Source organism: Proteinivorax hydrogeniformans (genome assembly GCF_040515995.1).
Taxonomy (GTDB): domain Bacteria; phylum Bacillota; class Proteinivoracia; order Proteinivoracales; family Proteinivoracaceae; genus Proteinivorax; species Proteinivorax hydrogeniformans.
Genome location: NZ_CP159485.1, coordinates 2,525,917 through 2,540,995 on the forward strand (window position 1 = coordinate 2,525,917; position 15,079 = coordinate 2,540,995).

A 15,079-nucleotide genomic window follows, 5' to 3' on the forward strand; every position below is an offset into this window, starting at 1 on the left:
GGTCCATTCACTTACTGGCGCTACATGGTTTTGGCTTTTAGTGCCTTTGTTTGGGACAGTTGCATTATCAATACTATCGTATTTAAAAAACAAGGAGGAGTAGCATGAGTAGCATAGTTTTATGGACTTTTATAATTTATTTACTTGGAATGTTAGGCATAGGTATAATCTCTTATCGTCTGACCAGTAATCTTTCAGATTATGTGCTAGGGGGCAGACGCTTAGGACCTGGAGTTGCAGCTTTAAGTGCAGGTGCATCTGACATGAGTAGCTGGCTTTTGATGGGATTACCCGGTGCTGTATATATAAGTGGTGGTATGAATCAAATATGGATTGCAATAGGCCTTACAGTAGGAGCATATCTTAATTGGCAGTTTGTAGCTGGCAGGTTAAGAAGCTACACAGAGATTGCCAATGATTCTATAACAATACCAGATTTTTTGGAGAATCGTTTTAAGGATGATTCTAGGTTATTGCGTGTAGTTTCTGCACTTGTTATATTGGTTTTCTTCACTTTCTACACATCTTCTGGAATGGTAGGGGGCGCAACATTGTTTGAGGCTTCCTTTGGCTTTTCTTATATGCAAGCACTTTGGATTGGCGGAATAATAATTATAGGTTATACCTTTTTAGGAGGCTTTTTGGCTGTTAGCTGGACAGACTTTTTCCAAGGCCTTTTGATGTTCACTGCACTGGTGATTACACCAGTTGTTGCAATCACTGAGCTCGGTGGTTGGAGTAGCACTGTAAATACCATCGGTGAAATTGACCCCTCATATCTAGATGCTTTTTCTGGAATGAGTGCTGTTGCAATTATTTCACTTTTAGCTTGGGGGTTAGGCTATTTTGGACAACCCCATATCATAACTCGTTTTATGGCCATAAGGTCTGTTAAGGACGTTCCTAAAGCTAGATTAATCGGTATGTCGTGGATGGTATTTGCAATCCTAGGGTCAGTTTTTACAGGGTTTGCAGGAATCGCATACTTTGCCGATGCACCCCTTGCCGACGGGGAGCAGGTGTTTATTCTTTTTACCCAAGTTCTATTTAATCCGTTGGTTTCAGGTGTACTATTAGCAGCAATTCTTGCAGCTATTATGAGTACTGTTGACTCCCAGCTATTAGTTTCTTCTAGTGCTGTGGCTGAAGACTTTTACAAGGCTATCTTAAAAAAAGATGCTACACAAAAAGAACTAGTTTGGGTCAGTAGAATTGCCGTTGGTACAATAGCACTGATAGCTCTATTGTTAGCAACCAATGAAAATAGCACCATATTGGAACTGGTAAGCTACGCGTGGGCAGGCTTTGGTTCCGCCTTCGGGCCTGTAATTTTGTTATCGTTATTCTGGAAGCGTATGAATACATGGGGCGCATTAGCTGGTATGGTAGTTGGTGCAGTCACAGTATTTGCTTGGGGCGCTACCGGCAGCGAGCTATATGAAATGATTCCAGGATTTATATTAAGTTCAATGGCAATATTTGTAGTTAGTTCAATAACACCAGAGCCAGCAAAAGAAATTCAAGCTGAGTTTGATAAAGCTAAGAGTATTTAATAAAAGATAAGCTCAAATCCATGTGGATTTGAGCTTATCTTTTTGATGAAAGTTGTTGGTGACAGACAGGTGTTAATAAATTCCCGGCCACGTTAGTTGGATAGGAGATGGTTGGAGTCAACTATTTTCATTCTTTTTCAAACTCCGATGCCTCATTTTTCTCAAACTTATTTTCATAATCATTGAGTATCTTAATAACTAAAGAAAACATTCCCACTAATGCAATCAAGTTTGGTATTATCATTAAACCATTAAATGTATCTGCGAGCTCCCATACAATCTCTGCATCCATGGTTGTGCCATAGACAATCAAGGTTAATACAATTATTTGGAACACCCTAATAAAACGATTTCCAAACAAATATTTGACATTTGCTTCAGCAAAAAAGTACCAACTTATAATAGTTGATAATGCAAAGAAAAACATACTAATTGCGATAAAGTAACCCCCGAAAGACCCTAGTCCCTCTATAAAGCCCTGTTGCGTCAATTCAATACCATAAAGGCCTGTTTCATATACACCAGTTATAATAATAACCAGAGCAGTCATTGTACAAGCGATACCGGTATCAAACAAAACACCAAATATCCCAACTAAACCTTGTTGAGCCGGATGTTTTACCTTTGCAACAGCATGTGCATGTGGAGTGGATCCCATACCTGCTTCGTTGGAAAATAGTCCTCGAGCAATACCGTACCTGAAAGCTTCTCTAACGGTAACACCTATTACACCACCGGTAGCCGCCATTGGGTCAAATGCAGCATGTATAATCATCTGAAAAGCTGGTATGATTTGTAGATAATTTAAAAAAAGTATAACAAAGCTTCCGATAAAGTAAAATATAGCCATTACCGGAACTATATTTGATGTAAAAACAGCTATCCTTTTTATGCCTCCTATAATAATCAACCCAACTATAATTGCAATTAATATACCCACAGACAAGGTAGAGACCTCAAAAACACCATTGACAGCTTGAGCTATTGAATTGGATTGTACCATATTACCCATAAACCCAAGTGCAACTACTATAGCTATTGCGAAAAAGGTGGCCAAAAACTTACTACCTAGCCCCTTTTGAATATAATATGCTGGTCCTCCTGTAACCTGCCCATCTACCTTTTCAGTATGAACTTGCGATATTACCGCTTCAGCAAAAATAGTTCCCATTCCAAAAAGGCCACTTACCCACATCCAAAATACCGCACCTGGACCTCCTGCTGCTATAGCTGTTGCCACTCCGGCAAGATTACCTGTTCCAACTTGAGCAGCAATTGCAGTAGCAAGAGCCTGAAAAGAGCTCATTCCATCTTCATCAGCTTCAACACCTTTATCTTTAAATGGCTCTTTAAATACATCTTTTATTCTCCTAATTTGAATAAACCTAAGTTTAATTGTAAACAAAACTCCTGTGCCCAGCAAAAGGACTAGCATAATCGGTCCCCAAAGTACACTATTAATGCTTTGAATAATAGTCATTAAATCCATGACATAACCTCCTCTGGCAACTTGATACTTCTTTACTATACCCCAAGTATAGGAAAAATTATTCACATACTGGAGTAAAAATTTAACTTAGCTGTCCTTATTTTTTATAAATAATTAATTCACTATTTTCCAATATACACTTCTGCTTTAGTAACTCCCACCTCCTATCCTGCATTCTGAGGCGCTCAATACCTGTTATACCCTACATGACCACGGTTAACCTCACGAAATAAGCTATATGCTTTGTCCCAAACTCATCATTTACTTTGAACCATCTGAGAAAGTTCAGGTGTTATATAGGTTCATGTGTGGTAGCATTTGTGGGGCACTTGCATGTTAGTATCCATTTTGCTGATGGGTCGGCACGGAGGCACGACTCCTACCTCTGCGAGGGTGGCAATTGTAATGTTAGAAGCTTCTGTACTGCATACTGAAGGCGCTCATAATATTATTGGAGAGTTTTGATTGGTGGACAGCTGATCACTACCCCAAATCCTGGAAACAATATCATGGGTGCCTGAACTGTCGTTAGCTGGTGATCAGATGGCTGGGAGCAGGTATTTATTTTGGTTAAAAGATGATTGCTTGTCTTAAATAACAAATAAGAGGCAGGTGCTTTTTTGCACCTGCCTCTTATTTGTTTATACTTTAAATACCCTTTACCCGATAAAACCTACTCTTCCCTAAGAGTGTCTATTATATTCATCTTTTTAACCCTTTGCACTGTAGCTCTGGAGGCTAACAGCGATACAACTATAGCCGCTATTATTACAATGATGTTTGCAGTCCATGGAAACTCCCATGGAACTTCCCTTACATCATTCATTAAGTTATATAGCCAATATCCTAACAGATTTCCGGTTATACACCCATATATAACCCCTATAACTCCGCTTAAAATTGCCTCATACCTAATCATGTTTATTAAGCTTTTAGGGCCCATTCCCACAGCCCGCAGCATGGCAAATTCTTTGGTTCGTGTAAGAAGATTGGTGCTTATGGTATTTATAATATTTAGCGCTCCGATAATACTAATTAGCACTATAAACCCGTAAATAAACACCGATACTTCTAGCATAAGCTGCCTATCTCTACGTGCGAAGTAGTAATTGTCAAAGAAGCTTCCTGCATCAGAACTATGAGCAATACTACTGAGTTCTTGTGTAAGTTGCATATGCGTATCTCCATCTAAATCTTCCACCGCATTTATATAAAATTTATCATACCCTTCCCTTATATTAGCTCGATAAAACTCTTCTGCAGTAATTAACTTTATTCCGTGGTTATTATAAATGGGATCATTCTCTAGTATTCCGACAACAGTTAAAGTAATTGTTTCCTGAGATTCAACGTCATTTTGCTCCTCTATATACCGCTTAGCTTCCTCCCAGTTCAATACAACATCAATCTTGTCACCTATTTCATAGTCTATGATTTGTTTATTTAAACGCACATTATCGGTATAAACTATACTAGTTTGAACTAATAGCACCCCATTTTCTTCCACCATTAGATCATTATCTGCCTTCCCATCCAATAAATATTCTTTAGCAGATTCTAGTTGAGTTATACTATATCCATAAAGCTGGCCTCCAATTACATTATCTGTATACATGTCAGAGTTTTTAAACTCATCTGAGATTTTCCCCTCATCAACTAACCCAAAAGCTTGATGAACCCTAAGTGGTTTAACTTCATGTATACTTTCAAGATTTTTGATTTTTTTATAATCCTCTTCTGTATAAGTATCTCCGCGTGTTCTCATTATTTGAAAATCATAATCATAATAATCTCTCGTATCTTGAATTTTAAAGGCATAGTAGCTGAATACACTAAAAACAATAAACAGAATTACACTTATACTTAAGGCAAAAGCGGTTACAATAGTCCTCTTTTTGTTACGCTGAAGATTTTTGTAAGCTAGTGTTTTTTCAGCAGAAAGAAACCTTTTAATTATAAACCCCTTCCACCTTTTAAACTTCTTCTTATTCTTTGGCCTGTGGAAAACTGCCTCCAAAGGCTGTTTCCTCCCTGCTAAAACTGCAGGAATAAATGCTGAAAAAAGGACCGATATAGTTCCAATTGCTGCGCTCACTAGTAGAACTGATAACGAATAAGATACAAAAATATCATTAAAGGTGGAATAAACACTTGTTGATAACAAGTAAAATACCACATTCATAGCCACTATTCCGGAAATCAACCCTAAAGGAACAGCAATCAGTGCCTGTAGACCCGCTTCCACAAATACAATTCTTCGAATCTGCTTAGGTGTTGTGCCAATAGAGCGCATTATACCAAACTGCCTTATTCTCTCTAAAACTGATATATTGAAGGAGTTGTATATAACTGCTACAGTGGCTCCACAAACCACCAACACTAAAAACATTACAACAGAAGCTAAGCTTATCAAAGTAGTTTTATAATATTCACTTGTTACCTGACCTTTTAAAAGTAACAGGGCATTATTATAAGAAAAGACAGCATTATCTTGCTGCTTTTGTATATCCTCTACTACTTCTCTTACAGACAGGCCATCTTTCACCGTAAAATGAACTGTCCCCTCATTTGCCAAACTTATTTCAGTTGCATACTCATATGAAACAAATGCCATTTGCGGATTGAAGCGGGAAGCCACCTCCACAAGACCAGATATTTCAAATTCTTTATCTTCTATATGGTGGATTTCTTCCTCCATAGTTTCCTCATCAATTTGGTGTCTGTAAATACCATTCACAGACATTAATATGGTATCTCCTACGGAAAGCCCTAGCTGCCTTGCTGTCCCTGCATCTAAGGCAATCTCGTCTATCTCTTTAGGTTCCCTTCCTTCGCTTAGTGCAAAATTGCTTAAATATAGATGTTCTCCCAAATAGCTAGAAAGACTAATTACTGTATCATCTACATATCCTCGCCCTACTTCCAAGGAGTAAGCTGTTTTATCTATCTTAGGGTTTGATACAATTGTCTTATATTGTTCTTTGTCCATAACAGTTCTAACATGAAAAGCACCTTCAGTTTCTTTTTGCCTTTCTATTTCCGCATCTCTAAAGCTTACTAGTATAATGCCAATAGATGTAATCATGGACACAGAAATAATAATTCCCAATATAGTTAAGCAGGTACGTTTTTTTTGCTGCCATAAATATCTTAACGCTAAGGAGGTAATAGATTTCATTATCTAATCACCTCGTCTTTAACCACCCTACCATCATCTATCCGAATTACTCTGTCTGCCTGCTCCGCGATAGAGAGTTCATGTGTTATCATAATTAAGGTTTGCTGGTATCTAGCAACAGATAGTCTAAGAAGATCTATAACCTCCTTACTTGATTGACTATCTAAATTGCCGGTAGGTTCATCGGCTAACACCACAGATGGCTTGTATATTAGCGCTCTGCCTATAGAAGTTCGCTGCTGCTGGCCCCCGGACAGCTGTGAAGGAAAATGATTTGTTCTATCGTTTAACCCTAACAGGCCCACTACTTCTTTGAGGTAGGCTTTATCCACCTTTTTTCCATCTAACATAAGTGGAAGGGTTATATTTTCTTCAGCTGTAAGCACCGGCACTAGGTTATAAAACTGAAAGATAAACCCAACTTGCCGGCGCCTAAATATAGCTAACTTTTCTTCCTTCATGGAATAGATATCTGTCCCGTCCACAAACACCTTTCCCTCTGTAGGCTTATCTAGGCCGCCTAAAAGATGAAGAAGTGTACTTTTTCCAGAACCTGATGGCCCCACAACGGCTACAAACTCCCCTTTTTTTATGGAGATATTTACATCCTTTAACGCCTCTACCTTTTCTTGACCTGTTACGTATGTCTTTGTTAGATTTTCAGTACGTAAAATTTCCATTTAATTCACCCCTAAGTTATCTCATTTTGTATTACAACCCCTATTATAGACCTCTTACCTTACTATTAGGTTAAGTTTAATCTTACATTTTTGTAAGATTGAGTAGATTTATCACAAAGATGTTGGGAATCGGCCATGGTAGTTGGATAGAAGATAGTTGGATGGTCTTTGCTTATTATTAAAACCTAAGGGGTTAATTTTACTCCAGTGGTTTGACATAATAAGTTCTGCTGGAGCACTTTAATGCTCCCCTACAAATTCGGCTGTGGCGGGTTTGTGGGGGTATAACCTCCATATTAGCAGCCATATGCTGATGGGTCGGCACGGAGGCACGACCCCTACCTCTGCGAGGGTGTTAGCTGTCATGGTGGAAGCTTCTGTAATGCATACTGAAGACGCTCATAATATTATTGGAGGGTATGATTGGTGGGAAGCGTTTTGGAACCATGTGAAGGCTTTTATGGCGTTGGGCCATCCCAAGTTGACTAGCAGAGCCAGTATCCAACCTTACTGGCGACCCATTAGCCATAAAAGACAAGCATTGGTGAAACAGCTGATCACCACCCCAAAGCCCGGAGATAATATTATGGGTGCCTGAACTGACGGTCACGACTCGCCACTTAATTGGCCAAGAAGATGGTTGGATGGTCTTCGTTTATTCTTCAAAGCTCAAGGATTAATTATACTCCAGCCTAGAAATTCGGCTGTGGTAGGGTTTGTGGGGATTTTTTTAGCAGGCTTTCTTGCCTGCCATAACTAAATCTTTTCTACGATATATACCCAATAACACACCTATTAGAGCCATGTTTATAACAAAACTGGTTCCCCCATAGGAAATCAGAGGTAAGGAAAATCCTAAATGTGGCAACAAACCAACGCTCATTAAAATATTGCCAAGACCTTGTATTGTAAATAAAACGACAATTGCCGAGGCTAAATATCTTCCGTAAGAGTGGCGAATTGATCGCGTTGCCATAAACATCCTTGTTAGCACACACACCATTATCCCTAATGTAACCAGCCCTATTAGGAGGCCAAAAGTGGATATAATGTATGTAAAAATGTAATCCGTATGAACATCGGGTAGTATAAGCTTATTCGCACCGTCTTGCCAATAGTATAAGCTATCGCTCCTTCCGATAAGTTCAGCATTAGATACTGCATCTCTAGAAATGGAGATAATCCAACCACTTGAATTCTGATATGATTCAGGACGGATGATGGCTAAAAACCTTGACATCCTATAAGACGTTAGATGTCCTGCTAGCAGAAAGGTTTTCGCTAGTAGTGCGCCTCCATATATCGAGAAGATAAACCTACTTTTATTTCCAGCAAAATCCTTGCTCATTATTGCTAATGTAAGTACAGTTAAGAGTCCAGCACCAAAGAGCAAAACAAACCCAAAGGATAGTGGGTGTGTATTAAAAATAAGCACGATAGCTAACATTGCTAAACCAACAAGCTTTAACATATCTTTTATATTTCCGCTCCCCCATCTCTTTGCAAGCCCTGCAAAAGAAATAATAAAAAGAGTCATGGTGAGAACAATTATTCCTGAAGGATTATTTATTACACTATTACTCATCCAAACGCCAATTGCAGCACCAAAAATATGCAAAGAATACTTTTCTATTTTCGTATAGTCAAGGAAATAGCACCCTATACATACCCCTATACCCATTGGCAAATAAGTCAAATAGGTTCGCAGAATTTGACTATGATTAAGTGGAATGTGACCTTGGTTTTGTATTGACTCAGTGCTTAAAATAGTAATTAGTGTTAACCCTCCAATTAACACCAACGCCCCAACCAACCCGATAATTGACCACTCAGTCTTTGGCCTATGTGTTTTATTCAGCTCTTTACCTATTTTGATAGGATCACCCATCTGAGTTATAGCTTTTTGAATGGCCTCATCTTCGTCCATTCCCGTCTCTATATAGTTATCAGCTATTTCACATATGTGGCTTTCAATTTCTTCGGAAATATCATCAGTTACCCCTTTATATTTTATTTCCCCACATACTTTGCTTAAATATTGAGAAATGAATTTATTCAAAACAAACACCCCCTATCACCTTATTAACAGTACGGCTATAAACTTCCCACTCTTTTTTCTTCTCCTGTAAAAGCTTCTCACCTTTATCTGTAATGTTATAATACTTTCGCTTTCGGCCGGACTCTCCTACATCCCAATATGACTGAACCATCCCTTCGCTTTCTAAGGCGTGTAAAATAGGATACATCGTTCCCTCCTTTAATGTAAAGGTTTGGTCAGACTTTTCTTCAAGCTCTTTAACCATCTGATAACCATACATATCGCCAGTGCTCAATAGATTAAGTATCAGCATCTTTGTGCTGCCCTTCATAAGATCCTTATCAATTTTCATATTAGACACCTCCTTTTTTTGGGTATGGGCCACTTAAAACTCTTAGATTACCCTCTAATTGTTGAAGTAGAGGGCTTGCAGCCAGTTAACCTGCGATAAACTTATGTATCCATTTACTTAACGCTATTTTGTAAAAACCAAACCCTATAACCCCACCTAATGTGTTTAAAATAATATCATCGATATTAGATGTACGCATGAATACAAGTCCATAGTAAGAAAAGATTGCTTGGTAAATTTCTATGGTTAATGATGTAAGCATTACCCAGATAGTAACTCTTTTTATATTCCTTACATTAAATAGAGCAGGTAGATAAATCCCTAACGGCAGTAATAGTATGACATTATAAAGGGAAAGCCTCACAGAGTTCCAAAAAAACCAATCTGCTCCTCTATGCACGTATAACTGATACCAGTCTGCTATAAATCGAAACGGTATTAGCTGAATATCCACTCCCCCTCCTAACCCTTGTCTTGGGGGTATATGTATATTTCCTGTTGTAACCTCAAACACCTTTAACAAGTATATGAGAAAGTTGTAAAACACCAGTCTACCAATGATATTTTTTGATTTGTTTCTTACAACGTCAATTACGATAAAGATAGTTAAACCTAAAACTCCTATCAGCAAATTTTCCACCCTCTCATACCTATATTTTCTATGCATCGATAATCTATGTATATAGTAACTCAGCATTTTTCGGTTGTCAACCGTGCATTTAGCAGAAGGTAGTTGAATGGATAGTCTTTGTATTATTAAAACCTAAAGGGTTAATTTTACTCCAGTGGTTTGACATAATAAGTTCTGCAAATTCAGCTGTGGTAGGGTTTATGGGGGGATAACTTCAATATTAGCAGCCATATGCTGATGGGTCGGCACGGAGGCGCGACCCCTACCTCTGCGAGGGTGTTAGCTGTTGTTAGAAGCTTCTGTAATGCATACTGAAGACGCTCATAATATTATTGGAGGGTATGATTGGTGGGAAGCGTTTTGGAACCATGTGAAGGCTTTTATGGCGTTGGGCCATCCCAAGTTGACTAGCAGAGCCAGTATCCAACCTTACTGGCGACCCATTAGCCATAAAAGACAAGCATTGGTGAAACAGCTGATCACCACCCCAAAGCCCGGAGATAATATTATGGGTGCCTGAACTGACGGTCACGACTCGCCACTTAATTGGCCATGGTAGTTGGATAGAGGCGCGACCCCTACCTCTGCGAGGGTGTTAGCTGTTGTTAGAAGCTTCTGTACTGCATACTGAAGGCGCTCATAATATTATTGGAGGGTTTGATTGGTGGGAAGCGTTTTGGAACCATGTGAAGGCTTTTATGGCGTTGGGCCATCCCAAGTTGATTTAGCAGAGCCAGTATCCAACCTTACTGGCGACCCATAAGCCATAAAAGACAAGCATTGGTGAAACAGCTGATCACCACCCCAAAGCCCGGAGATAATATTATGGGTGCCTGAACTGACGGTCACGACTCGCCACTTAATTGGCCAAGAAGATGGTTGGATGGTCTTTGGTTATTATTAAGACCTAAAGGATTAATTTTACTAAAGTGGTTTGCCATAATAAGTTCTGCTGGAGCACTTTAGTGCTCCCCTACAAATTCGGCTGTGGTAGGGTTTATGGGGGGGATAACTTCAATATTAGCAGCCATATGCTGATGGGTCGGCACGGAGGCGCGACCCCTACCTCTGCGAGGTTGTTAGCTGTTGTTAGAAGCTTCTGTACTGCATACTGAAGGCGCTCATAATATTATTGGAGGGTTTGATTGGTGGGAAGCGTTTTTAAACCTGTGAAGGCTTTTATGGCGTTGGGCCATCCCAAGTTGATTTAGCAGAGCCAGTATCCAACTTTACTGGCGACCCATAAGCCATAAAAGACAAGCATTGGTGAAACAGCTGATCACCACCCCAAATCCCGGAGATAATATTATGGGTGCCTGAACTGACGTTGGCTGGTGAGCAGGTGGCAGATGTTGGTTGGTCAGAAGATGGTTGGATGGTTTTTTTTAAAAGACAAATAAGAGGCAGGTGCTTTTTTGCACCTGCCTCTTATTTGTTTATACTTTAATACCCTTTTACCCGATAAAACCTATTCTTCCCTAAGTGTATCTATTATATTCATCTCTTTTACCCTTTGCACTGTAGCTCTGGAAGCTAACAGTGATACCACTATGGCCGCTATTATTACAATGATGTTTGGAGTCCATGGAAACTCCCAAGGAACTTCCCTTATATCACTCATCAAGTTATATAGCCAATATCCTAACAGATTTCCGATTATACACCCATATATAACCCCTATAACTCCGCTTAAAATTGCTTCATACCGTATCATGTTTATTAAGCTTTTAGGTCCCATACCTACAGCTCGCAGCATGGCGAATTCCTTAGTTCGCGTAAGAAGATTGGTGCTGACTGTGTTTATTATATTTAGCGCTCCGATAACGCTAATTAGCACGATAAATCCGTATATGAAAACAGAAATCTCTCGCATTACCTGCCTATCTCTACGCACTAAGTGTAGATTATCATGCACAAAGCCATTTACCCGTTCTGTTATTAAGGTTAACTCATCATTAAGTGCCATGTGAGTGGTGCTATCTATACCTTCTTCGGCATTTACATAAAATCCATCATACCCTTCTACCACCGTATCCTGATAAATCTCATCTGCCATTATCACAAAGGGCTCTCCGTTTGTCCCAAAGTCATTTCCTATGGGAGCTCTATCTAAGATCCCCATTACCTTATATTCAAACTTCTCTCCCTCACCTAAATCAATAGTTACAGTATCACCGACAGAGTAATCTGTAACAGGCACAATACTAAGTCCTGTGTCTGTGAATATTCTGTTGTTTTGTACTAACAGCACTCCTGCACTTTCTTTTAACTCACTGTAGTTTACACTACCTGCAGTAAGTTCTTTTTCAGCTAGATTGAATAAAGCCTTGTTATAACCTATAATGCGCACATCCATGCCATCTATGGGGTCATTAAGTCGCTCACCATTAGGCTTATTTAATTGTTGCTCATATTGGCGGCTAACATCATCAGGAGATATTATTAGCTCTGCCCAGTACTCCATTTTGGGGTAAGCACTTTCTACACCTGTAAGTTCAAGTATGTCTGTATAGTCCTGGTCTGAATAAAGGACCTTAGTTTCGTTATTTACCAACTCAAAGTCTTCGGTATAGTATGCTCTAGTGCTGTCAATTCTGAGGGCATAGTGGCTAAATATGCTAAAGACTATAAATAAAATCACACTAATACTTAAGGAAAAAGCGGTTATAATAAATCGCTTTTTGTTCCTTTGTAAATTTTTATATGCTAGAGAAATTTCCCAAGAAAAAAGTTTGCTCAAAATAAACCCTTTTCTTTTTTTATATTTTTGTTTTTTAAGTTTAGGACGATAAAAGATAGCTTCTAAAGGCTGCTTTCTTCCCGCATTAACAGCTGGAATAAGCGCAGAAAATATTACCGCAATAAAGCCCACTATAGCACTAATTAGAAGAACGAAAGGGGATGTAGTTACCGTAAAGTTTCCAAGTGTCGAGTACGCGTCTTTAGAGAGTAGGTAAAACACTGTATGCATAGCCAAAACCCCTGCCATTAGCCCCAAAGGAATAGCTATAACGCTTTGTATCGCCGCTTCTACATACACTATCCTTCTAATTTGCTTTGGCGTAGCTCCTATAGACCGCATTATCCCAAACTGTTTAACCCTTTCTAACATGGAAATGTTAAACGAGTTATATATTACTGCAATTGTAGCAAGGGTAACTAAGCTAACTAAAAATAATACAATAGACCCTATAGCTGCAAACTCCCTGGCAGCGCCATCATCCACCACTTGACCTTTAAGCAGAAGCAAATACCTGTTGTAGTACGGTCGCCCCTCTTCTAAGTTTATCTCCCTTGCAATCTCCTCTGTAGTATCTGTTACAGAAAGACCACTCTTTACGGTAAAAAATGCATTAGGAGATCTTTCCCCTTGATTTTCTAAAGCCACATCATAAGGCAATACACCAACTCCTGCTATGCCTTTATGGGGTCTAGTCACCGTTCCCACAATTTCAAACTTTTTTACTTTATTTAGGGAAAATTCATCGATCCAAACGCCTTCATCACCTTCATAACGGTGTATGTGACCTAATGGAAGTTCAACCATATCCCCAACCGATAAATCATGTCTATGAAGCAGCCATTCTTCCAAAGCTACCTCATTTTTTTTCTCTGGTCCCCTGCCTTCAGTTAGTTTAAATCTGCTTAATTCAAAGAAATCACCGTTATAGCCAATAAAGTTAACTGTTGTAGCGTCTTTTGGAATATCAGCTGTATTACTGTACTGGGCCCCAATGTATCCATGCCCTGCTGGTATTTCCATAGCCACTTTATTTAGCTTGCTATTTGCTTTTAAAAAGCTGTATTGGTCTAAATCTAAACCATAGAAAGTGACATGATGAGCGCCTTCCTCTTCTTTTATCCTCTGTATCTCTGTATCTCTAAAGCTCATTAATATAGTACCAATAGATGTTATCATAGACACAGAAATAATAATTCCCAATATGGTTAATCCGGTGCGCTTTTTTTGCTGCCATAGATATCTTAACGCTAAGGAGGTAATAGATTTCATTATCTAATCACCTCGTCTTTAACCACCCTACCATCATCTATACGAATTATTCTGTCTGCCTGCTCTGCGATAGATATATCATGGGTTATCATTATTAAGGTTTGCTGGTATCTAGCCACAGACAGCCTAAGAAGATCTATAACCTCCTTACTTGATTGACTGTCTAGGTTACCGGTAGGTTCATCGGCTAATACCACCGCTGGCTTGTATATAAGTGCTCTACCTATAGAAGTTCGCTGCTGCTGGCCCCCGGACAGTTGAGAAGGAAAATGTTTTGTTCTATCATTTAGCCCTAACAGCCCCACTACTTCTTTAAGATAGGCTTTATCCACCTTTTTCCCATCTAACATAAGTGGAAGGGTTAGATTTTCTTCAGCTGTAAGCACCGGCACTAAATTATAAAACTGGAATATAAACCCTACTTGTCTGCGCCTAAATATAGCTAGCTTTTCTTCCTTCATGGAATAGATATCTGTCCCGTCTACAAACACCTTCCCCTTTGTAGGCCTATCTAAGCCTCCTAAAAGATGAAGGAGGGTACTTTTTCCAGAACCTGATGGCCCCACAACGGCTACAAACTCCCCTTTTTTTATGGAGATATTAACATCCTTTAACGCCTCTACCTTTTCTTGACCTGTTACGTATGTCTTTGTTAGATTTTCAGTACGTAAAATTTCCATTTAATTCACCCCTAAGTTATCTCATTTTGTATTACAACCCCTATTATAGACCTCTTACCTTACTATTAGGTGAAGTTTAATCTTACATTTTTGTAAGATTGAGTAGATTTATGAAAAAGATGTTGGGAATCGGCCATGGTAGTTGGATAGAAGATGGTTGGATGGTTTTTGGTTATTATAAAAACTAAAGGGTTAATTTTACTCCAGTGGTTTGACATAATAAGTTCTGCTGGAGCACTTTAATGCTCCCCTACAAATTTGGCTGTGGCAGGGTTTGTGGGGGTATAACCTCCATATTAGCAGCCATATACTGATGGGTCGGCACTGAAGGCGCGACCCCTACCTCTGCGAGGGTGTTAGCTGTCATGGTGGAAGCTTCTGTACTGCATACTGAAGGCGCTCATAATATTATTGGAGGGTTTGATTGGTGGAAAGCGTTTTTGAACCATGTGAAGGCTTTTATGGT

The 15,079-nt window shown here is 39.2% G+C and carries 10 protein-coding genes; 2 read left to right on the forward strand and 8 right to left on the reverse strand.

Translation table 11 applies throughout. From position 1 onward, the window contains the following. Positions 1-104: 104 nt before the first annotated feature. Positions 105-1,553: a sodium/proline symporter PutP gene (putP, locus tag PRVXH_RS12075; RefSeq protein WP_353893006.1), complete on the forward strand. Its 1,449-nt coding sequence runs from the start codon at positions 105-107 to the stop codon at positions 1,551-1,553. Positions 1,554-1,680: 127 nt separating this feature from the next. Here the strand turns inward: putP and PRVXH_RS12080 are convergent, their stop codons facing one another. Then, positions 1,681-3,042 (reverse strand): sodium:alanine symporter family protein, encoded by a 1,362-nt coding sequence (locus PRVXH_RS12080; protein ID WP_353893007.1) that lies wholly within the window; start codon positions 3,040-3,042, stop codon positions 1,681-1,683. Positions 3,043-3,375: 333 nt separating this feature from the next. On the opposite strand from PRVXH_RS12080, the gene PRVXH_RS12085 reads away from it, so the two are divergent. Beyond that, positions 3,376-3,507: a hypothetical protein gene (locus PRVXH_RS12085; RefSeq protein WP_353893008.1), complete on the forward strand. Its 132-nt coding sequence runs from the start codon at positions 3,376-3,378 to the stop codon at positions 3,505-3,507. A 208-nt stretch (positions 3,508-3,715) separates the two neighbouring features. Here PRVXH_RS12085 and PRVXH_RS12090 read toward each other — a convergent pair whose 3' ends face one another. From PRVXH_RS12090 to PRVXH_RS12120, 7 genes are all read right to left on the reverse strand, one after another. Further along, complete coding sequence (locus PRVXH_RS12090; protein ID WP_353893009.1) at positions 3,716-6,220, reverse strand: FtsX-like permease family protein; 2,505 nt, start codon at positions 6,218-6,220, stop codon at positions 3,716-3,718. Beyond that, on the reverse strand, positions 6,220-6,900 hold the full coding sequence (locus PRVXH_RS12095; protein ID WP_353893010.1) for an ABC transporter ATP-binding protein: 681 nt from the start codon (positions 6,898-6,900) through the stop codon (positions 6,220-6,222). Before PRVXH_RS12095 ends, PRVXH_RS12090 begins: the two co-directional genes overlap by 1 nt. A 730-nt stretch (positions 6,901-7,630) precedes the next feature. After that, the gene (locus PRVXH_RS12100) at positions 7,631-8,959 is read right to left on the reverse strand and encodes an FtsW/RodA/SpoVE family cell cycle protein (protein ID WP_353893011.1); all 1,329 of its coding nucleotides are present in this window, start codon (positions 8,957-8,959) and stop codon (positions 7,631-7,633) included. Next, a complete protein-coding gene (locus tag PRVXH_RS12105; protein WP_353893012.1) occupies positions 8,952-9,290 on the reverse strand; it encodes a PadR family transcriptional regulator in 339 nt (112 codons plus the stop codon). The genes PRVXH_RS12100 and PRVXH_RS12105 overlap by 8 nt, the downstream gene beginning before the upstream one ends. An 85-nt stretch (positions 9,291-9,375) precedes the next feature. Then, the gene (locus tag PRVXH_RS12110) at positions 9,376-9,921 is read right to left on the reverse strand and encodes a VanZ family protein (RefSeq protein WP_353893013.1); all 546 of its coding nucleotides are present in this window, start codon (positions 9,919-9,921) and stop codon (positions 9,376-9,378) included. 1,468 nt (positions 9,922-11,389) lie between these two features. Then, positions 11,390-13,933: an ABC transporter permease gene (locus tag PRVXH_RS12115; protein WP_353893014.1), complete on the reverse strand. Its 2,544-nt coding sequence runs from the start codon at positions 13,931-13,933 to the stop codon at positions 11,390-11,392. Beyond that, a complete protein-coding gene (locus tag PRVXH_RS12120; RefSeq protein ID WP_353893015.1) occupies positions 13,933-14,613 on the reverse strand; it encodes an ABC transporter ATP-binding protein in 681 nt (226 codons plus the stop codon). The genes PRVXH_RS12115 and PRVXH_RS12120 overlap by 1 nt, the downstream gene beginning before the upstream one ends. Positions 14,614-15,079 lie beyond the last annotated feature (466 nt).